Below are 21,634 nucleotides of genomic sequence, written 5' to 3'. Positions count from 1 at the left end.
TAGGAAAATCAGCTTGACAGTCGCCATCAAAAAAATGCCATAAAATTTTGCTTAAAACTGTAACAACTGGAACCCTTAGGCGTTTAATTATAAATAGTTACAAATGGACAATCTGAACCGTTTCTTCTGGTTTTGTTCCGGCGCTCACATCCCGACACTGGAAAAATACCCTTCAGAACAAAATAAATATACCGGCATTGGTGCCACCATCTTTTTTACCGGCTTATTTGCCGCACTTTCTGGCGGTTATGCCATATATTTTGTATTTAAAGGCGATGACCTGGCCGTAGTTTTTGCCATTGTTTTCGGCTTTTTATGGGGAGCAGCCATCTTTAATATGGATCGGTACATCGTCTCCAGTATTAATAAAAGTGCCAGCACCAATAAACAATTATTACAGGCTACACCGCGTATTCTGTTGGCCATTATGATTGGTATGGTAATTTCGAGACCAATAGAGCTTAAAATTTTCGATAAAGAAATTAAAGAACGCCTAAAAGTGAGTTACTTAAATGGTCAACGTGCTAAAATCGATACCCTGAACAAAGCCTTCGAGAAAAAATATCAGGTTGAATTCGGTAGGTTAAATCAACAGAAAGCCACCCGGGATTCACTTGAGAAAGGAATTAAAGCGGATAGGCAAAAGCTTAATTTTGAGATCTTCGGAAATAAAACCACCGAAACATCAGGTGTAATGGGCTATGGACCATACGCAAAACGCAAGGAAGCAGAGATTGCACAACGCACAGCAGAATTAGATTCGCTGAAAGCCAACATCAATAAATCAGAAGGTTTTGTAGATAAACGTAAAGAATTTGATGGACTTTTTACTGAGAAGCTATACACCAAAAAACAGTTAGACAGTTTATCGGATATTGCTGGCTTTGCTGATCGCAACTGGGCGTTAGGGCAACTTAAATTCAACGTAGATGGCACCCGGGATAACAATACCGCAATTGCGGTTACTTTTATCGGGCTGCTGTTTATCTTTTTTGAATGTTTACCTGTGTTTGTAAAACTGATGAGTGCCCGCGGACCTTATGACTACGCGATAGCGGATGGAGATGAGGTATCCATTTATCATTCGAAAAAGGATAAGGATTTTCATTTTGAGGTGGCCGATAATATTCACGAAACGAGGGTCGATTCCGAGTCGTCAAAGAAAAAAGAAATAATAAAAGGGAAAGCATACCGTGCTCTAGAAAAATACGATTGGGACGGAGAATAGTATGGATGATGGCTAGTGGAAGTCGTAGCGAATGGTTCATAGTTAGATGGACCATAGATCATGGACAAAAGCGATACACTATAAACCACTAGGCTATTAATCATGAGCAACCAGACCATAAACCAATAAACTATCGACTACAAAACCTCAGAATTATCAACAAAAATCCTAAATTCACACCTCTATAACTTATTATATGAAGAAAATATTCCTCTTTACCCTTGTCGGGATGGCAAGTTTGCAGCTTAAAGCGCAAAACATTGATAAAATCATCACACGTGAGTACACCGATCACCTGATTAAAACTTTAAGTGCAGATGATATGCAGGGGCGTGCAACCTTTACCCCTGGTATTGACAGAGCAGCAACATTTATCGAATCAGAATTTAAGAAAATCGGCCTGCAGCCCTTAGCAGGTGAAAAAACATTCCGCCAAACTTTTAACAAATACCAGGTTGCTAACCAAAGCACCAGCGTTAAAATAGACGGACAGGAAATTGCACCAGAAAATATAATGGTTACCGGCGTTACCACAGAAAGTGTTACGCTTGATAAATCCAACACCACTGTTGTTAAATTAGATCCTGAAAAGCCTTTTGTAGCGCAGTTCAGAACCATGCTGAACACTAATAAAAACCAGATCGTTTTAGTCGACAATAAGTTTGCTGATCTTTTTAATCGTTATAAAGATCATTTCAGCAAACCTACAACGGTTGATGAAAAAGATGTAAAAGCAACCAACGGCGCTATACAGGTTTTCGTTTTAGGTAAAGATGCCGCAACAGATTTTTCAGCAACTTTTAAAAGCAAGGTAACCCAAATGCCCTTGTTCAATGTTGCAGGTGTAATTCCAGGTAAATCAAAAGCGAAAGAAATTGTAATTTTCTCAGGTCATTATGATCACCTGGGATTTTTAAAACCGGTAGATGGTGATAGTATTGCTAACGGCGCTGATGATGACGCCTCGGGCACAACGGCGATGATTGCCCTGGCAAAATATTACAAAGCACAAAAAAATAACGAACGCACTTTAATCTTTGTTGCTTTTACTGCAGAAGAAATTGGCGGTTTTGGCGCAAGGTATTTCTCAGAAAAACTAAATCCTGATGATGTTGTAGCCATGTTCAACATCGAAATGATCGGCAAAGAATCTAAATTTGGAAAAAACACCGCTTTTATTACAGGTTACGAAAGATCGGATTTTGGGAAGATTTTACAGAAAAACTTAGCTGGAACCGAATTTACTTTCCATCCGGACCCATACCCCGATCAAAACTTATTTTATAGAAGTGACAATGCTACTCTTGCTGCTTTAGGCGTTCCGGCACATACCATTAGTACCGATAAAATTGATATTGATAAATTATACCATAGTGTGAAGGACGAATACAGCTCTTTAGATGTAGAAAATATCCTTTCTACCATTAAAGCAATTGCCAAGAGTGCAACCAGCATTGTAAACGGAACAGATACACCAACCAGGATTCCGAAGTTGAAACAATAATAGCAGCTGTTATAAAACGGTCGTCATTCCCGCGCAGGCCTACCGTGTGGACACATCTCTTTTAGTTTACATTTGTTTTTAGCGTTGTTGCCTAGGTCAATCGTCATGCTGAATTTATTTCAGCATCTTTCCTGCTAATAACAAGCTTTGATATCTTAAAAACTATAATTTGGAAATAAATGTTGATTTTTTTTCCGCTCTATGCCGCGGTGGCATGGTACTTTGGAGCGCCAAAGTACCCAAAGCGCTTTGTCAATCCAGCAATGGGCCCTTTACACCATCTCACGCACATCAAAAAAACAGCGGCACGTTGTTTTGTGTTCAATACTATTTTGAGCTTTAATTCATGATTACGAACACAAAACCACTGCGTTTCAGGTTTGTTTGTGCCAATTGTAATGAACTACTTCTGTTTTTTTGATTCTCCTGGCCCTTGGGATTGACGGCGTTCTTCGGTAAAACCTGTAAATTTATTAAAGCAAGCTAGCAAAACGTATAAAAAACCCAAACCGAAAGATGTGTCCACACGATAGGCGCAGGCGGGAATCTTAATGCAATAAGCTTTAAGATTCCCAATCGAGTTGGGAATGACGAGCCGCCAAATACAATATTATAAAAATGGCCAGTGATTTTCACTGGCCATTGCTATTTTATAAACCTTTGTAAGCAGATTACTTACTCAAATACATTGATTTGTCTTTGTAAAGCTTGCGGAAGTAAGGGTCTTCTAAATCTTTGATGAAACGGATGGCTTCACCTGTAGATTTCATTTCCGGACCTAATTCCTTTGTTACCTCCGGGAATTTTTCGTAAGAGAAAACCGGTTCTTTAATCGCGTAACCTTTAAGCTTGCGCTCGATGGTAAAATCTTTCAGTTTAGCTACGCCTAACATAATTTTGGCCGCAATGTTGATGTATGGAACATCGTAAGCTTTTGCGATGAACGGAACCGTACGCGATGCCCTGGGATTCGCTTCGATTACATATACTTTCTCATCTTTAATAGCAAACTGGATGTTCAGTAAACCACGTACATCTAACGCTTTTGCAATTTTAATGGAGTATTCTTCCATTGCTTTTGTTACCGTTTCGGATAAGCTGAATGTAGGTAATACTGCAAATGAATCTCCTGAGTGGATACCTGCTGGCTCAATGTGTTCCATCATACCTACAATGTGTACATCCTCACCGTCAGATATTGAATCAGATTCTGCTTCTTCTGCCCTATCCAAAAAGTGATCGATCAATACGCGGTTGCCCGGTAAATCACCTAATAATTTCACCACTGCTTTTTCAAGGTCTTCATCGTTAATTACGATACTCATACCCTGTCCACCCAGTACATAACTCGGACGAACCAATACCGGGTAACCTACCTCATTTGCAACAACAATGGCCTCCTCGGCATTTTCTGCAACACCATATTTTGGATAAGGGATGTCTAATTCTTTCAATAGATCAGAGAAACGGCCGCGGTCTTCGGCAATGTCCATGTTCTCGAAAGATGTTCCGATAATTTTGATGCCTTTTTCAGTTAATTTTTCTGCCATTTTCAGCGCGGTTTGACCACCCAGCTGGACAATTACACCTTCAGGTTTTTCTAAGTCGATAATTTCGCGAACATGTTCCCAGAAAACAGGCTCGAAGTATAATTTATCGGCCATGTTAAAGTCGGTAGAAACCGTTTCAGGGTTACAGTTAACCATGATGGCTTCGAAACCCGATTCTTTTGCAGCCAATAAACCATGTACACATGAATAATCGAATTCGATACCCTGACCAATACGGTTAGGTCCTGAACCCAAAACAATTACTTTTTTCCTGTCAGAAGGTTTTGATTCATTCTCTTCTTCGAAAGTAGAATAGTAATATGGTGTTTTGGCCGGAAACTCTGCAGCGCAGGTATCAACCATTTTATACACCCTGTTTATGCCTAAAGCTTTACGGCGATCGTAAACTTCATCTTCAGTAACATTGCCTAACAACCACGCGATCTGAATATCAGAGAAGCCTTTTTGCTTAAGGGTTACGAAGAAATCCTGAGGGATGTTATTTAATGAGTATCTTTTTAGTTCAGTTTCAAGCAATACAAGCTCCTGAATCTGGTTTAAGAACCATTTATCAATTTTAGTAACCTTACGGATAGACTCCAAAGGCACACCCATTACCATGGCATCTTTTATTAAGAATAAACGGTTCCAAGAGGCATGCTCTAAACCGTCCATAATCTCTTCAATATTGCGAACCTGTCTGCCATCTGCACCTAAACCAGCGCGGTTGATCTCTAAACTCTGACAAGCTTTTTGTAATGCTTCGATAAAGGTACGGCCAATTGCCATTACCTCACCTACTGATTTCATCTGCAAGCCAAGCTCTTTGTTAGCGCCTTTAAATTTATCGAAGTTCCAGCGCGGTACTTTAACAATTACGTAATCTAAAGTAGGTTCGAAGTATGCTGAAGTTGTTTTGGTAATCTGATTTTCAATTTCATCCAGGTTGTATCCGATAGCCAGTTTAGCTGCAATTTTCGCAATCGGATAACCGGTTGCCTTACTTGCCAAAGCTGATGAACGTGATACACGTGGGTTAATTTCGATGGCGATAATCTCGTCATTTGCCGGATTAACTGAGAACTGAACATTACAGCCGCCGGCGAAGTTACCGATTGCACGCATCATTTTGATCGCCTGGTTACGCATATCCTGGTAACAACGATCAGATAAAGTCATCGCCGGAGCAACCGTGATCGAATCTCCCGTGTGGATCCCCATCGGATCGAAGTTTTCGATCGAACAAATAATGATTACGTTATCGTTGCTATCTCTTAGCAACTCTAACTCGTATTCTTTCCAGCCTAAAACAGCTTTCTCTACCAATACTTCGTGTGTTGGCGAAGCTTCTAAACCACGTTTTAGCGCAGCATCGAATTCCTCTTTTTTATGTACGAAACCACCGCCAGAACCACCTAAAGTATACGAAGGGCGGATTACCAATGGGTAGCCGATTTCTTGTGCAGCTTCTTTACCTTCTAAAAATGAGTTGGCAATTTTCGATTGTGCAACACCTACACCGATATCAACCATTAACTGGCGGAAAGCTTCACGGTTTTCGGTTTTTTCAATCGCGGCAACGTCTACACCAACCACTTTTACACCGTATTTTTCCCAAACACCACGTTCTTCGGCTTCTTTACAGAGGTTTAGTGCAGTTTGGCCTCCCATTGTAGGAAGTACGGCATCAATTCTAGGTAAATCTGCAGAGTCGATATGCTCTTGTAAAATAACTTCTATTGAATCAACGGTTAACGGACGCAGGTAAACATGGTCGCCGATAACCTTATCCGTCATAATGGTCGCCGGATTGGAGTTGATAATAGAAACGGTAATCCCTTCTTCTTTTAAAGAAAGCGCCGCTTGCGAACCTGAATAATCAAATTCACAGGCTTGGCCAATAATAATTGGTCCAGATCCGATAATCAGTACTGAGCGTATGGAAGTGTCTTTAGGCATGATAAAGCTTAAACAATAATTAAAATTCTAAAGTGTTGAACCCGAAGGTGAAGAAGCAAGAAGGTATTATGCTTATAAGAAGAAAAATCCCAACTGTTCTGTCGGGATGCAAAGATACATCATTAGATATGATTTTAAGGCGTTTTTTTTAAAATAAAAAAGAGCCCTATTTAAGCGCTCTTTTTAGATTTTTCTTTTGAAAAATGAGCTACTGTTGTAATTTAATTTCGCCTAAATCTGTTGTCGCGCTATCTTTTACGGCAACCTTTTCTATTACTGCATCTTTATATGGCGCATTGCCTTTTACCACAACCGTATAAACACCTTCTTTGAGGTTTGTAAAAGTAAAAACACCTTGATTAATCTGTGTATTTAGCGTGTCTTTCGCTGCTACAAGCGAAACTGTAGAAGCCGCATCACCTGGCGTAATTTTCCCGATTATTCCACCTGATTTAATAGGAGTAAAGGCAATTGAACCTAAAGCAAGTACAATCAGTAGCGATAATACAATACACAATTTTTTCATGGTATAACGATTTAGTTGCTTAATGTCTTAAATAGATAACAGCGTTTAGTACATATAGTTTTAAATAATGAACACTATTTTTCTGATTGTACTATAAATTATACACGAATGTAAAATGAAAATGTGTATTTTTGTTACAACTGTTAATTAGTGTTAAAACTATTTTGAAAAAGTGGCCCTATTGGTCAGAATTACGTCACGAAGTTGTGATGATCAAAATATTGGCAATAATGTTGTAATAAGCAGAGCATATACGCGTTTTGTATATACTTTAGACAATGATCTAAAGCTTCCTCCGCGGATTAGTTACCCGCCATGAGGATTTCTTCATAAATAGTTTGTTTGGTTTATTATCCGGTTAGAGGAGCCCTCCTCAGCCGGATTTTTTCTATTAAGGCTTTTTCTGTTACATTTGAACGTATTCAGAAAATGTATCGTGAATAAGAACATAAAAAAGATTGCTATTGTTGGCCCGGAAAGTACGGGAAAATCTACTATATCCCAGGAGCTGGCTAAACACTACAAAGTTTCATGGGTGCCTGAATATGCCCGTTACTATTGCGAAAACCTGGTTGCCGACTATACACTACAAGATGAGGTGAATATGTACTACGGACAGGTAGCTTTAGAGGATGCAGTTTTAGCGATTGCTGAAAGTGATTTCATTATTTGTGATACTACTTTTATTACGGTAAAGATATGGAGTGATGAAGTACTTGGTGAAACACCTCAGGTTGTATTGGATGCACTACCCCAAAAACCATACGACCTGTATCTGTTAATGGATATTGATTTGCCATGGCAAGATGATCCGCTGCGCGATTTTCCGGAGAAACGCGAATATTTTATGCAGGTTTGGCATAACGAACTCCATTCCTTAAATGCAAATTACAAAGTAGTTGGCGGCTTGGGTGATGAAAGGGTAGCAAATGCTGTTAGAGCCATTGATGATTTTTTAAGCAGGTAGGAGGCTTATATTTTTTTGGAAATGATTGTCAGTAGCTTTTGGCTGCCGGCAGTCCCGCCATTCGCTTTACTTCACCCGATGAAAAATCGGGATTCGTGTTCGCTCCTGTCAGGTTTATTGAACAAAGGTTTGTTACCCTTGCGCCAGAACACTCCACACAAGAGAAGTCCCGAGGAACGTTTGATGATCATTCATTAATATTTCTACCGGACTGGCCACCTAAACCTGATTGAAGTGGAAAGCCCACAGCACAGCGAGGACCTGGAACGTAAAGCGGGACTGAAAGTGCCAAACGCGCAGAACCTGTCGTTTCTAAACCTAAAAGGGATAAAATTCATCCTTATTAAGCAGTTTTTAGATTTATCTAACTCAGAAGGCATCAAAAAACATGCTTATTATTAAATATTTTCTACATTTGTGCCATCATTAGGGGTGCCTTGTTTAAATAACACAAAAACAGGCTGAGATCATACCCATTTTGAGGTAAAAGGTAGAGGGTAAAAAGGAAGAGGGTAAATCCCATCAGCCTTAAAACCTTCCAGCCATCAGCCTCGAATGCACCTGATCCGGGTAATGCCGGCGTAGGGATTGGAGTTATGGAAGTTTAACTGAAATCGGGGAAGCCCCTTTTTCCGATGGGTTTAACTAAAAACAAAAACATTGAAAAATTTACTTTTTGCAGCGCTTGTTGCAATGTTGCCTTGCTTTGCATCGGCGCAAATTACTGTTACCGGTAAAGTAACAGATCAAAACCAGCAGCCGCTTCCGGGTGCTACGGTTAAATTAAGAAATCAAAAAACAGCTGTGGTGGGTGATGCTTCAGGAAATTACAGCATCGCAAATCTGACTAACGGAAAGTATACTCTTGTAGTAAGCTATGTAGGCTATAAATCAGAAGAAAAGACCGTAGACCTTAAAGAGGCTACAACATTGAATTTCACATTGATTCAGCAAAACTTTTTGGCAGATGAAGTTGTGGTAAGCGCAACAAGGGCTTCTAAAAATTCAGCAACGACTTTTCGTAATTTAGATAAAGCAGAGTTGGCTAAAAATAATTTAGGCCAGGATCTTCCATATTTATTAAATCAAACACCATCTGTGGTCGTAAGTTCTGATGGTGGAACGGGAATTGGTTATACCGGAATGCGGATTCGGGGTAGTGATGCTACTCGAATTAACGTAACCTTAAACGGAATTCCGCTTAATGATGCAGAAAGTCAGGGAAGTTTTTTTATCAATTTACCAGATTTAGCATCGTCGGTTGATAATATCCAGATCCAGCGTGGGGTGGGTACGTCAACAAATGGCGCAGGTGCATTTGGAGGCAGTTTAAACATCCAGACCACCACCCGTAGAGATTCTGCTTATGCAGAACTGAACAATACCTATGGTTCTTATAATACCTGGAAAAATACGGTAAGTGTAGGAACAGGCTTAATTAATAATAAATTTACATTTGATGGCCGCTTATCACGAATAAAATCTGATGGTTATGTAGACCGGGCATCATCAAATCTAAAATCTTTCTTTGTTTCTGGTGCTTATTATGGTAAAAAAGACATTCTTCGTGCCAATGTTTTTAGTGGGACTGAAAAAACCTACCAGGCTTGGAATGGTATAAGCCAGGAGGCATTGGAAACTGATCGCACACACAATGATTTCACTTATGATAACCAGACAGACAATTATCAACAAGACCATTATCAGTTATTTTATACCAGAAACATCAATAGCCAATTAGTTGCCAACGCAGCCCTGCATTATACCTATGGAAGAGGCTACTATGAAGAGTTTGTTAAAAATGATAGTTTAAAATTTTATAAAATAAATCCTGTTGTAGTTGGTGCCGAACAGAAAGAAACATCTGACCTTGTTCGCCGCTTATGGTTGGATAATGATTTTTATGGAGTCACTTACTCCTTAAACTATACTCCAAAAAATAACTTGAACTTTGTTCTCGGCGGTGCTTACAATGAATATAAAGGAAGGCATTTTGATGAGGTAATCTGGGCACAATTTGCCAATTATAATGGCAGCGAATCTATCCGCCACCGATATAATGATAATGATGCTTTCAAATCTGATTTCAATATTTTTGGCAGGGCAAATTATCAGATTGATCAATTTAATTTATTTGCCGATCTTCAATACAGACGGGTTTACTATTCTTATTTTGGAATAGATCCGAACGGAACGCCTGCACAACAAAATGCGACCTTAGATTTTTTCAATCCAAAAGCAGGTTTAACCTATAATTTTAACGATAAAAGCAATGTTTATGCATCAGTTGCTGTTGGGAATAAGGAGCCCAATAGAAGAGATTTTACAGATTCAGATATTAACAGCAGACCTAAACCTGAACATTTAACAGATGTAGAGGCCGGTTATCGCACTCAGTTTTCTGCCATTTCTTTTGGCATAAACGGTTTTGCAATGTTTTATAAAGATCAGCTGATCAATACCGGAAAATTAAATGATGTTGGGGGACAGACACGCCAAAATGTTCCCGATAGTTACCGGGCAGGTATAGAGTTTGATGGAAAATGGCAAATTCTTAAAAACCTTTCGTGGGCTGCAACTGCAACTTTAAGTAAAAACAAGATCAAAAATTTTGAAGAATATATTTATGATGAAGACCCCAAAGCAGTTAATCCGGTAGTGGTTAACAATTATAAAAATACCACCATTGCTTTTTCGCCATCAATTATTGCTTCCAGTGAAATCAATTACAATGTATTAAAAAATGCAAATGTAGCTTTGTTAACTAAATATGTGGGCAAACAATACCTGGATAATACTTCTGCTGATAGCCGCACACTATCGAGTTTTTTTGTTAATGATATCCGTTTAAGCTATAACACATCGTTTGCGGCTGTGAAAAATGTTGGCTTGAGCTTGCTCATCAATAACGTATTCAGTACTTTATATGAAAGCAATGGAGGTACCTATCCATACCTTTTTGGTGGCGATTTGAGCCGTTCCAATTATTATTATCCTCAGGCTACCCGTAACTTTTTACTAAGTTTGAATGTTAAATTTTAATCTGTCATTCAGAGTTGACAACTTTTAGGCAATTAGCCTGTTTAGGTTGTCAACTCTTATTGCCCATAGTAACAAATTAGCATGAAATATATCGAAAAGCTTCATTACATCACACACGATACCCCACATTTAAGCCATATTGAACAGGTGCAACAAGCCTGTGAGGCCGGTGCAAAATGGATCCAGTACCGTTGTCTGAGTAAGAATGATGAAGCACTTTTACAGGATATTAATGCGATAGCCGAAATTTGTGATGACTGGGGCACCACCTTAATTGTTACTGATCATGTTCATTTAAATGGAAAGGCTGATATCCAGGGATTTCATATCGAAGATATGGACGCCGATTTTATAAAACTGCGCAAACTGGTTGGCCATGATATTACACTGGGAGGATCGGCGAATACTGTAGACAATTTAGTCAGGCTTGCAAAAGAAGGTGCAGATTATGCCGGTTATGGTCCATTTGCAGAAACTGAAACCAAACCCAACAATTATGCGCATTTAGGCATTGATGGCTATCAGTATATGGTAAAAGAATTGAAAACTCAGGCCATCAGCATTCCGGTATTGGCTGTGGGCGGGATAAAAACATACGATGTGGAAGCTTTAATGCAAACCGGTATTTATGGCATAGCCGTTTCCGGAGCCATTAATTTTGCTGACGATTTTATTGAAGCCTATCAGGATTTTTACACATTAGTTAAAGAAAACGCTGTTAATTAACATTTTATAATTTGAAGCCCATGGGATAATATTTAGCTTTGGATAAACCGAACAAAATATGTCTGAAAACGCTCTTCAAAACAATACGCCCTGGAATATTTATAAAAAAATTTCCTTCAGGTTCTTTTTCCTCCTCTTGTCTCTTTTCATCATCTTGAATAACAATGGAGCCTTTACGTTCCTGTCAAGTGTGCTGCAGTTGCCTAACCTGGTATTGCACGATCTTATTCCCTGGTTCTCTAAACACATTATCCACTATAATTACGATTTTACAATCTACACCAATGGCAGCGGCGATACCTCTTATGATTGGGTATTGCTACTCTTTATATTTTTGGTATCGGTAATTGGTAGTATCACCTGGTCAGTTTTAGACCGCAAACGCAAAAGCTATAATACAGCTTATTACTGGCTTGTGGTACTGGTAAGATTTTATTTAGCCTTTACCTTGATATTATATGGCGCTATAAAAGTAATCAAACTCCAGTTTCCTGATCCTTCATTAATGAGGTTGCTTCAACCTTTCGGAAATGCATCGCCAATGGGGCTTGCATGGACCTTCCTCGGCTTTTCTAAAGGCTACAATATTTTTATGGGTATTATAGAAGTTTCTGCCATCATGCTTTTGTTCCGTAGAACGGTTGTTGTGGGTGCTTTTCTATCATTGGCCGCAACAGCGCACGTAATGTCGATGAATTATTTTTTTGACGTTCCTGTAAAACTACTCTCAACCGCACTGGTGGTGATGTGTGTTTTTATTTTGGCCCCACATTTCTTAAAACTATATCGCTTCTTTATCAGATATGAAAGCCAGCAGCTCGAAAAAATGTACCGTCCGGCTTTTAGAAAGAAATGGCTCTACTTTGCGGCTTATGGTGCAAAATATCTATACATTACGGCTTCTCTGGCATTCCTGGTATCGTCATTAATTGAACAGAGAAAAACTTATGGTAGTGCGGCACCCAAACCATTTATGTATGGTATTTATGATGTTGAAAGCATGAAGGTTAAAGGTGAAACCTTGGCGCCTTTAACTACTGATAGTACGCGATGGAGACAGATGATTATTAATTATTCAGGGTATGCAAGGATAAAGAAGATGAACGACAGTTCCGCTAATTTCACTACTGTTTTTGATCAGAAGAAAAAAGAACTGGTACTAAAATCAACGGATAAAGACTCCACTAAATATGTTTTAAACTATAATATTATTGGAAAAGACAGGCTGATTCTTTCGGGCCTGACAGAGAAAGATTCTATATCGGTAAGTTTTAAGCGAAAAGACCTTAAAGATTTTAAGCTCATCAACAGGGGTTTCCATTGGGTGAGTGAATATCCATACAATCGTTAATCATTTTACCTCGAACTGATTCTTCCTATACCGTACTTAAAGCGAAATTTCTATATTCGCAGTATGTCTTCACACCATATTGTAAAAGAAAAACAAGAGCCGGCTTTGTACATCGATGAGCTTGGGAATTTTAACGAAGAGTTTTTAGGGCAACTGCTCGAATGGAGTCCTACCCTTTTGGTTAACGGAGAAAATTACGATAAGATTTTTTCTTTAGGTTTAAAGGTAGATGTGCTGATAAACGGGAACGGGCAGGAAACGCAGGAAGATACAAAAGTTGTTCAGGGGCCTGTTGATGCTTTAATGGTGGCCGTTAATTATCTGTACGAAGAGAAATATCCTGCGGTAAATGTAATTACGAATAAATTCGATCTTGAGAAATTTGCAGGATTTGAAGACAAAATTAATCTGGTAGTATTTACCGAAAGAGCAAAGCACTATCCCATAAAATCGGGATTCTCTGTTTGGAAACCTGCGGGAAGTGAATTTCTGATCCATGGTAACCGATATCTCGAAGTAACCAACCTCGCGCAGAATGAAGAAGAAATTTTTACCGTAGTTAAAGATGGCTTTGTAGAATTTACCTTTTCAGGACAACCAATTTTTATTAGTGAACCGATATGATTACGCTCAGAAAAGCAAAAGAAGATGATATAGAAATCATCAGGGACATTGCTGCGGCAACCTGGCCATCGGCCTACCTGGATATTATCGGGCAGCCGCAGATCGATTATATGTTGGATAAAATGTATAACAAAGGTGAGCTACTGAAACAATTTATGGAAGGGCATATCTTCCTCATTGCAGAGGAAGGAGAAAATCAGTTCGGGTTTGCAGGATATTCTATTATTGGACATGATGCGCGTATTTACAAATTGCACAAGCTTTATGTGCTGCCATCTGCACATGGTAAAGGTGTTGGAAAAATCTTAATTAATGAGGTTTTTAACCAGGTAAAAGATGCAGGAGGAAGCGCTTTGCAATTGAATGTGAACAAGCATAATAAAGCCAAAGACTTTTACCTGAAAGGGGGTTTTACCATTAAAGAATCGGTAAAGCTTGATATAGGTGAGGGCTACTTTATGGACGATTATATAATGGAGTATAAGTTTTAAATTTGGTATAGGTTTAATGATTTGATTTTCAAATATTTATATCTATAAGTAATTGCATTGGTGGGACGCAGACTGAAGATATTGATTAGTCTGATTTTTTAAGCAATATTTGCAGTTTTTGGACCCAGGACTCTTTGCGGTTGTCGATTTGGACTACAGATTAAGGGCTCAAGGATCCAAACTAGATCCTCTGCTGTGCCTTCAGTGCCAGGTACTGATTGATCACATTAACCGTAAGCTTTTGTGGTGGGGTAAGAATAGCCAGAATACCATGTTTGTTCAATTCTTTAACCATCAGTTTTTTCTCATAGATAAACTTCTCTGCAATGGTTTTGTGGTAAATTCCTTCAACATCTTTGGCCGGATCGGTGCTTAAGCCTTTGAGTTCAGTATTTTCGAAAAACACCACTACCAATAAGTGGTACTTCGCGATTCTTTTTAAATAGGGTAACTGACGTTGGAGCGCCGATAAACTTTCGAAATTGGTAAAGAAAACCAAAAGTCCGCGTTGTTTTACTACCGAACGGACAGTAGAATAAAGCACCTCTAAGTTACTTTCCAGGTATCGGGTTTTTTCTTTGTAAAGCACGTTCATAATGCTACCCAACTGCGAAGCTTTACGGTCAGCAGGCACTATTGAACCGATAGTTTCGGATATGGTAATTAAACCTGCTTTATCTTCTTTAAGCATCGCTACTTTAGCCAGCGCAACACTCGCATTGATGGCATAGTCAAGCAGGCTTAAGCCTTCAAAAGGCATGCGCATTACCCGCGATTTATCGATGATGCAATAAATATTCTGCGATTTCTCATCCGTATAGGTATTCACCATCAAACCACCTTTTCTGGCGGTGGCTTTCCAGTTAATGGTACGGATATCATCGCCCCCAACATAGTTTTTAATCTGGTCGAATTCGCTGCTCTGCCCAACCTTTCTGATTTTTTTGATCCCAAACTCAGTTAAATAGCGCGAAACGGCCATTAATTCGTACTGACCAAGATTGATAAATGAAGGATAAACGGGTAGAACTTTCGCTCCATCGAAATTATAACGCCGGCTGATCAAGCCCAATGGAGAACTGATATACGTCCTGATAAATCCGAAATCATATTCACCACGTTTGGTTGGCCTCAGGTTATAGTGGATTGACTTTATCTCTGCCGGTTTTAAATGGAGTCTAAAATCTTTATCACGGATCTGAAACTGAAAAGGGATTTCGTCGATTACCCTTGCATTTACCCCAAAACCGTAATGGTTTTTAATCTCAATCTGGATCGGATTTTCATCGCCGTTGCTCAAACGCTTTGAAGTAAATCTTTTGACTTCAACTCCTTTGCTATTCCGGTAGAGGATAAAAAGATCAATAAAAAACAGAACGAATACAGCTCCGGTTGCAATTTCAGGGATATCGCCCAACCAGGCAAAAAAGAACTTCAGCAGAAAAAGTACAATACAAAACCCTAAGGCCGTAAATAAACGATCGGTTAGGAATAGATTGGTATAATATTGCTGAAAGAATTTTTTCAAAACTGTTTAATTGTAGAGTTTGTTTAATTGGTTAATTGTTTAAACTGGTTAACTGTATTATGGTAATTGCTAAATTGTTGGATTGCCACATTGCTAAGCCGAGTGCTAGATTTGAAAATTGTAATTTGCTCATTGGTAATTGTAAACTGGCAACTGCAAACTGACCTACCTTGGTACTTCTATTTTTTTAATAATCTGGTTTACAATATCGGTTGTGGTTAAGCCTTCCATTTCTTTTTCAGGAGATAATAATATCCTGTGAGCCAATACAGGGCTTGCAACGGCAATGATATCATCTGGCGTAACAAAATCGCGGCCTTGTATTGCGGCAAAAGCTTTTGCACTGTGAACAATAGCTAACGATGCCCTTGGCGAAGCACCCAGATAAAGGGAGGAATTGTTGCGGGTTTCGGTTACGATTTTAGCAATAAACTCCAATAACTTCGGTTCTACAAATAAATTGCGGATAATGGCCCTGGCCTCTTGTATCTGTTGCACGGATAATACCGGTTTTACCTCGTTTAATAGTGTTTTATTAACCAAAGTGTGTTGTGCGGTTAAAATTGCTGTTTCTTCCTCCAATGAAGGGTATTTGACCTCAATTTTGAAAAGAAAACGATCTAGTTGTGCTTCTGGTAAACGGTAAGTTCCTTCCTGCTCAATCGGGTTCTGCGTAGCCAATACCATAAAAGGCTCATCCATGATATAAGTTTGCCCATCGATGGTTACCTGGCGTTCTTCCATCACTTCGAAAAGTGCAGATTGGGTTTTAGCTGGTGCGCGGTTAATTTCGTCAACCAGAATAATATTACCGAAAATCGGGCCTTTCCTGAATTCAAAATCACCTGTTTTGGTATTGAAAATCGGTGTTCCCAATACATCCGAAGGCATTAGATCAGGCGTAAACTGTACCCTCGAAAATTGAGCATCGATTGATTTGGCAAGAAGTTTGGCGCTTAACGTTTTTGCTACACCCGGAACGCCTTCAATTAAGATATGTCCATCGGCAAGTAAACCAACAATTAAAAAATCGATCACCTGTTTTTGGCCTACTATGATATTTCCAAGTACGGTTCTAATCTGATTTACAGCTGCATTTAATGCACTTAAATCGGTACGTGGGTTAAACTGTTCTTGTTCCATTGCTTTGCGTAATTTTATAAAACTGTTCTATGCTTTCGTTTAAATTGATCAATTGGGTATCGCTCAGGTCGCCCATTTCAGGCATTTCGATAAAATATCGGGTTAATGTTTTGGCTAAGGCTTCGTTAATGCCTGTTTTTTCCATTAATAACTGGACAAATTTGCTGTCAATATCATTGGTTTTAAGGTAATACCTGCTCCGCAGGTGTTCCATAAAGTAGTTGATTTTTTTTAAGGCTAAGTCGAGATTGTTCCGCTCATTGTAGTAAACACTGCCAACCACATTAACAAAAGCCAGTGAAGAATTGGTAAGAGGATCGGCAATGGGAATAATTCGTTGCCTGCGTTTGATATCGTAGAATACAAAAATAATCAAACTGAAAATGCTCAGGTAATAAGCATATTTAAGTTCGGGGTGTTTAAAAAATACCCTGAGCATATCAGTTGCGGTGTTTTCCTGTCCGGCAAAATATTCATCAAAAATTATCTGGGTATTTCCCTGAAGGTAACTCAGGGTTTTAGCTGCGTATTCGGCCCCATATTTATCCAATAGGTTAAAATTTGTATAAAACCCGGGCTCTGCAATCAGGTATAGATTTCCTTTCCCGTAACTGTAACGGATGAAGTTAGGTTTTCCGTTTCCATTTACACCGAGTATAGTCGCCTTACTGGTGTCAAGTTTATTATAATACTGACTGCCTATACCCCTGTTGAAACCATAGTTCGCATCAGTTTTTAAGTTTGGGTTGGTAAAATTCAGCGTGCTGCCTTCAGCAGACATGGTACTTACCGCTTGTAATTTAAGGTTTTTTTCTACTTTTCCCAGATCGTAAGTGGCAATAAAAACATCATTACCGTTCTGCATGTATTTAATCAGCTGATCGAGATCCGTTTTGATGATCTCTGCCTTTTGGGCAACGATCAAATACGCTGTTTTGTTAAATTTTTTGGCTTTTAAAGTATTATAAATGGCACTTTTAGACTGCTGAATAGTTGCGTTTGGTAAAATATCCTTTATCCGGTGGTACAAAATGTAAGTTCCATACGGAATTTTATCCTTAATGGCATAAGTTGGTGCCCAGTTTGTTGGTGTAGGTTTATTGTATTGGGCAACTAAATAAAGGAGGATCAGGATAGAACCAATAATCAGATATATTTTATAACCTTTCATTTAATCTGGCTGTTAAACTGGTTAAACGATTGGTTAATGGGTTCAAATTTCACCTCATCGATAGGGAAATCGCCGTACCAGATGTAATCGAACTGTAGGGTAAGTTTACTGAAATCATTTCTGAGTTCAGGTTTATCGATTTCCATTAAATAATTGTAATTGGTTTTATCTGGCTGCCAATTGATGATTTCGGCATCGCTTAATTTTTTTAGCGCCCTCAAATATAAAAGCCTAACCGCCAGGCGGAATTTTCTTTCGGCAACCAATCTTTGCAGCTCCTGTTCGTAGTCAATCTCATGGATGTTTTCGGTTATCACATCATAAGGAAGAATGGTTTCTTTTGATTTTTTCCTGAATATGTTTTCAGCCCCGATGGTTTTGATCACGATATACAGGATAAGCGCTACCCCCAGTCCGATAAAAATATACCTCGAAATTAAATTAGAGGTTGCCCCTTGAATCAATGAGCCGATTAAACCCCAAAACCACATCCAGAATTTATCCCACCACGACAACTGCTGCTGGCCGATTTCATCATATTGAAATTCTTTCTGCTCTTTGTAGCTGCTGATAGAATCTTTATCAAATTTTGATGGGGTAATTTTAGCACTATCAATCCTGATTTCCTTAACAATAGGTTTCGGTTTAACAGCTTGTGCATAGCTGATTACCGGAATAAAAAACAAGAGGCAAACGAGAAGATATCGGATAAAAACACGCTGCATTTTAATATTCTTCAGGTCTGGTATCAATAGGTTTTTCGGTATTGCCAAAATTAGAAATGCGTTCCATTAGTCCGGGGTTTTCTTTCTGTTCAACCAAACTGAAATAGGTAAGCGAAATAGTGATGATTGGTATAATGGTAAAAACCTGGCAGATGGATTGTAAAACGGTGGTGATCATGGTTAACGTTAAGGACATTCGAGGTGTTTTATGCGTAAACATACCGATCATGTTAAATAAAGTGGTAGGTAAAACCACCATACTCATGCAGGCATATACAATAATCCATACCACAATGAGCGTTCCAAAAGTAACCCAGAAATTATCTTTAATTACAGCGAAACTTCTGGTGAAGGAATAACCCAGCGAACCATTTTCGATGACCATGATTGGAAAGATCATGGCTACATACGGGAATAGCCAAAAGAACGGTACCACACAGAAGAAGAAAGATATAATAAGCATCAGGATCAATAAAAGTGAACTGCCAAAAATCCTGAAAAAATAGTATTTAAAATAACCCCAAACCTCGTCAATAGTGGGCGTTTCATTGCCCTTTTTAACGTAAACGGCGATATAAGAAAGTATGGCTACGCTCATACTGGCATAACTGGCCAGCGAAAATAAAATAGATAAAAAATACTCGACAGTATAAATCGATGAAAAGCCAAACTTGTTTGTGTTCCCTTCAACACCAATGGTATTGAAAATATTAACCATTTTATATTGTTGTAAAAGCATGGTTAACATACTGGCCAATACAAACAAACCGCAAAACGTAAAATATACCTTAATCAGCGGTTTAAAGTTTTGCCGCATAAAGGTAAACGTATCGTTTATCACCTGTCCGAAATCTCTTTTTTTTCTAAATTCTAATTTCCCGATCATGTTAGTTTAGTGTGACTTGTTTACGTTGAATTTTAATGGGATAAATAAATACATACCATATCATAAAGGCTGCTGACGATAATAATATCAATAGGCTTAGTGCTAACGGCATTTGGGTATGACGGGTAACAAAACTTTCGAAAAAAGCAGCGACAATAAAAATCGGGATCAGGCCGATTACAATTTTTAACCCGTCTTTTGCCCCTTTTTGTATGGATGCCATACGGGTGTATGTTTTGGGGAATAAAAAGCTATTGCCTAAAATTAAGCCTGCGGCGCCAGCGAGTACAATGGCAGAAATTTCGAGCGTGCCATGGATCCAGATCACCAGAACAGATTGAAAGCCCAGGCCTTTGCTAAAAAAGAAATATTGGAAGGAACCGAGCATAATTCCATTTCTGAATAATGAAACAATGGAACCAAATGAAAATAAGATACCCAAAACAAAAGTATATAAGGCAACGAAAATGTTGTTGGAGCCTATCTGCAAAAACATCATAAATTCATTATCCTGTTTATATACCCCAAACGGATCGCCTTTGGCAATGTTTTCATTGGTCATGTTTACATAACCATCGCCCATAATCAAACGAACAAAAGTATCGTCATACTTGGCTGATAAGGCACCGATGGAGCAGGAAACCAGAAAGAAAAACAATGCATACAATATCTGTTTCCGGTGCTGAAAAAATATTGAAGGCAGTTCGGTTTTCCAGAAATGGATAAAACGGTTCGATTTCTCTTTTTTGTTTTTATAAACCGATTGGTGCAGTTTAGCCGCTAAGCCATTTAAATAAGCGGTAGTTTTCGAGTTGGGATAAAAAGTTTTTGAGTAAGCTAGATCGTTGGTGATCTCGATAAACTGATTGGCTACTTCATCGGGATTGGCTTGTTGCATGGAATCATAATGCTGCCATTTCTCCGAATTCTGTTTAACAAATAATGCTTCTCTCATTTAAAGGCGTTACCAAATCTGGCGTTAAAATAGTTAATTTTTTATGTAAATAAAACCACTATTGATCTTCTTGCTAAACAAATATACACAGATGTTTGATCTGAACTTAATATATAAGAAAACTTTAGTTGTAAAAATTACAGGTTGATATACCCCAACTATCTTTAAAAAAAATTATGTTTGGAATATGGATAGCATCAGAATTAGCACTGCTCAAAATATTGATATTGATTATGAAATTGCCGGACTTGGAGAGCGTATTGCTGCAAGGTGCATTGACCTGGCCGGATTTGTGGTGATTGCTGTAATTACCCTTGTGGTGATGGGGGCAGTTTCAGTAGGCATATCAGGAAGTGCAGGCATGATTGTCCTTTTTGTTTTTATCGCAATATTTGCTTTTTACGACCTGGTTTGCGAGATCACTATGGATGGGCAAACGCTGGGTAAAAAGGCTTTAAAAATAAAAGTAATCAGTATAGATGGCACCCAGCCAACTTTCAGTCAATATATTTTTAGATGGCTGTTCAGGATGATCGATTTTGGCTTCCCATTTGGATGGGGCGTAGTGGCATTGGTATCTGTAGCGGTAACTAAAAACCACCAGCGTTTGGGCGATATACTGGCTAAAACCACATTGATTAAAACCAAACCACGTACCGAGTTTACCAATGTAGCTTTTAGCTTTAAACTGCCTGAAGAATACGAGCCAAAGTTTAAAGAGGTATTACATTTAAACGATCGGGATGTAGAACTGATCCATGAAGTTTTAACAGGGTATTACCAGACCGGAAATGCTGAACTGATTTATTCCATGGCAGCTAAAACCAAAGAACATATTGTTGTCACTATCCCGAGCGGGATGAACGAGTTGCAGTTTTTAGAAACTGTATTAAAGGATTATAATCACCTTACAGCTAATATGAGTGTTTAACGGATAAAGACTCTGTACAGATAAGAAACCATCACAAAATTACCAACTGCAATAATCAATATTTTAGACAGGAGGTGGCGCTGATTTATCTGGAATTTATAAAAGAGACCTACAGCAATAAAGAGTAACAATAATGGAATGGTAGGTGGATAAAGCGACCAGCTTTTTGATAAATCGCCCTGCACTAGTGCAATAAAAGATCTTTGAAAGCCACAACCAGGGCAATCGATACCTGTTAATGCTTTAAAGGGGCAGGAGATTAAATGATTTTGCAGCCAATCAACCAGGTTGATTGAGCTGCAAAATATAAATAAGATAAACATTCTG

General features: G+C 38.7%; 19 protein-coding genes. 10 read left to right on the top strand and 9 right to left on the bottom strand.

The features are described from left to right. Positions 1-103 precede the first annotated feature (103 nt). Together FFJ24_RS20720 and FFJ24_RS20715 are read left to right on the top strand one after the other, a co-directional pair. Positions 104-1,228, top strand: a complete 1,125-nt coding sequence (locus tag FFJ24_RS20720; RefSeq protein WP_138819054.1) for a DUF4407 domain-containing protein — start codon at positions 104-106, stop codon at positions 1,226-1,228. 196 nt (positions 1,229-1,424) lie between these two features. Further along, positions 1,425-2,732, top strand: coding sequence for a M20/M25/M40 family metallo-hydrolase (locus FFJ24_RS20715; RefSeq protein WP_138819053.1), 1,308 nt, complete (start codon positions 1,425-1,427; stop codon positions 2,730-2,732). 671 nt (positions 2,733-3,403) lie between these two features. Here the strand turns inward: FFJ24_RS20715 and carB are convergent. Continuing rightward, complete coding sequence (gene carB / locus FFJ24_RS20710) at positions 3,404-6,241, bottom strand: carbamoyl-phosphate synthase large subunit (RefSeq protein WP_138819052.1); 2,838 nt, start codon at positions 6,239-6,241, stop codon at positions 3,404-3,406. 208 nt (positions 6,242-6,449) lie between these two features. Beyond that, complete coding sequence (locus FFJ24_RS20705) at positions 6,450-6,767, bottom strand: carboxypeptidase regulatory-like domain-containing protein (RefSeq protein ID WP_138819051.1); 318 nt, start codon at positions 6,765-6,767, stop codon at positions 6,450-6,452. Between the two features lie 436 nt (positions 6,768-7,203). Here FFJ24_RS20705 and FFJ24_RS20700 point away from each other — a divergent pair, with 436 nt between their 5' ends. The 7 genes from FFJ24_RS20700 (at position 7,204) to FFJ24_RS20675 (ending at position 13,968) form a co-directional block, all read left to right on the top strand. After that, positions 7,204-7,734, top strand: coding sequence for an AAA family ATPase (locus FFJ24_RS20700; RefSeq protein WP_138819050.1), 531 nt, complete (start codon positions 7,204-7,206; stop codon positions 7,732-7,734). Positions 7,735-7,968: 234 nt separating this feature from the next. After that, positions 7,969-8,136 carry a hypothetical protein gene (locus FFJ24_RS26195; protein ID WP_168202515.1) on the top strand — a complete coding sequence of 56 codons (168 nt, stop codon included), beginning with the start codon at positions 7,969-7,971 and terminating at the stop codon, positions 8,134-8,136. A 258-nt stretch (positions 8,137-8,394) separates the two neighbouring features. Beyond that, positions 8,395-10,776: a TonB-dependent receptor gene (locus tag FFJ24_RS20695; RefSeq protein WP_138819049.1), complete on the top strand. Its 2,382-nt coding sequence runs from the start codon at positions 8,395-8,397 to the stop codon at positions 10,774-10,776. Between the two features lie 81 nt (positions 10,777-10,857). Next, positions 10,858-11,502 (top strand): thiamine phosphate synthase, encoded by a 645-nt coding sequence (locus FFJ24_RS20690; RefSeq protein ID WP_138819048.1) that lies wholly within the window; start codon positions 10,858-10,860, stop codon positions 11,500-11,502. Between the two features lie 58 nt (positions 11,503-11,560). Continuing rightward, positions 11,561-12,853, top strand: coding sequence for a hypothetical protein (locus tag FFJ24_RS20685; protein ID WP_138819047.1), 1,293 nt, complete (start codon positions 11,561-11,563; stop codon positions 12,851-12,853). Positions 12,854-12,916: 63 nt separating this feature from the next. After that, positions 12,917-13,477: a thiamine pyrophosphokinase gene (locus FFJ24_RS20680; RefSeq protein ID WP_138819046.1), complete on the top strand. Its 561-nt coding sequence runs from the start codon at positions 12,917-12,919 to the stop codon at positions 13,475-13,477. Next, the gene (locus FFJ24_RS20675) at positions 13,474-13,968 is read left to right on the top strand and encodes a GNAT family N-acetyltransferase (RefSeq protein ID WP_138819045.1); all 495 of its coding nucleotides are present in this window, start codon (positions 13,474-13,476) and stop codon (positions 13,966-13,968) included. Before FFJ24_RS20680 ends, FFJ24_RS20675 begins: the two co-directional genes overlap by 4 nt. Before the next feature lie 181 nt (positions 13,969-14,149). On the opposite strand, the gene FFJ24_RS20670 is transcribed toward FFJ24_RS20675, so the two are convergent. The 6 genes from FFJ24_RS20670 to FFJ24_RS20645 form a co-directional block, all read right to left on the bottom strand. After that, complete coding sequence (locus FFJ24_RS20670; protein WP_138819044.1) at positions 14,150-15,496, bottom strand: DUF58 domain-containing protein; 1,347 nt, start codon at positions 15,494-15,496, stop codon at positions 14,150-14,152. Positions 15,497-15,661: 165 nt separating this feature from the next. Further along, positions 15,662-16,639, bottom strand: a complete 978-nt coding sequence (locus FFJ24_RS20665) for a MoxR family ATPase (protein WP_138819043.1) — start codon at positions 16,637-16,639, stop codon at positions 15,662-15,664. Beyond that, positions 16,620-17,810, bottom strand: coding sequence for a DUF4350 domain-containing protein (locus FFJ24_RS20660; RefSeq protein ID WP_138819042.1), 1,191 nt, complete (start codon positions 17,808-17,810; stop codon positions 16,620-16,622). The genes FFJ24_RS20665 and FFJ24_RS20660 overlap by 20 nt, the downstream gene beginning before the upstream one ends. Next, on the bottom strand, positions 17,807-18,535 hold the full coding sequence (locus FFJ24_RS20655) for a DUF4129 domain-containing protein (RefSeq protein ID WP_138819041.1): 729 nt from the start codon (positions 18,533-18,535) through the stop codon (positions 17,807-17,809). The genes FFJ24_RS20660 and FFJ24_RS20655 overlap by 4 nt, the downstream gene beginning before the upstream one ends. Before the next feature lies 1 nt (position 18,536). Continuing rightward, positions 18,537-19,421, bottom strand: a complete 885-nt coding sequence (locus FFJ24_RS20650) for a hypothetical protein (RefSeq protein ID WP_138819040.1) — start codon at positions 19,419-19,421, stop codon at positions 18,537-18,539. 1 nt (position 19,422) lies between these two features. Next, the gene (locus FFJ24_RS20645) at positions 19,423-20,376 is read right to left on the bottom strand and encodes a stage II sporulation protein M (RefSeq protein WP_138819039.1); all 954 of its coding nucleotides are present in this window, start codon (positions 20,374-20,376) and stop codon (positions 19,423-19,425) included. 187 nt (positions 20,377-20,563) lie between these two features. On the opposite strand from FFJ24_RS20645, the gene FFJ24_RS20640 reads away from it, so the two are divergent. Further along, complete coding sequence (locus tag FFJ24_RS20640) at positions 20,564-21,307, top strand: RDD family protein (protein WP_138819038.1); 744 nt, start codon at positions 20,564-20,566, stop codon at positions 21,305-21,307. Here the strand turns inward: FFJ24_RS20640 and FFJ24_RS20635 are convergent. Then, complete coding sequence (locus FFJ24_RS20635; protein WP_138819037.1) at positions 21,304-21,630, bottom strand: DUF2752 domain-containing protein; 327 nt, start codon at positions 21,628-21,630, stop codon at positions 21,304-21,306. The two genes, FFJ24_RS20640 and FFJ24_RS20635, sit on opposite strands and share 4 nt — an antisense overlap. Between the last annotated feature and the right edge of the window lie 4 nt (positions 21,631-21,634).

This window comes from Pedobacter sp. KBS0701, assembly GCF_005938645.2.
Taxonomy (GTDB): domain Bacteria; phylum Bacteroidota; class Bacteroidia; order Sphingobacteriales; family Sphingobacteriaceae; genus Pedobacter.
The sequence above is the reverse complement of the archived record's forward strand: the minus strand, read 5'-3'. Positions and strand labels throughout refer to the sequence as shown.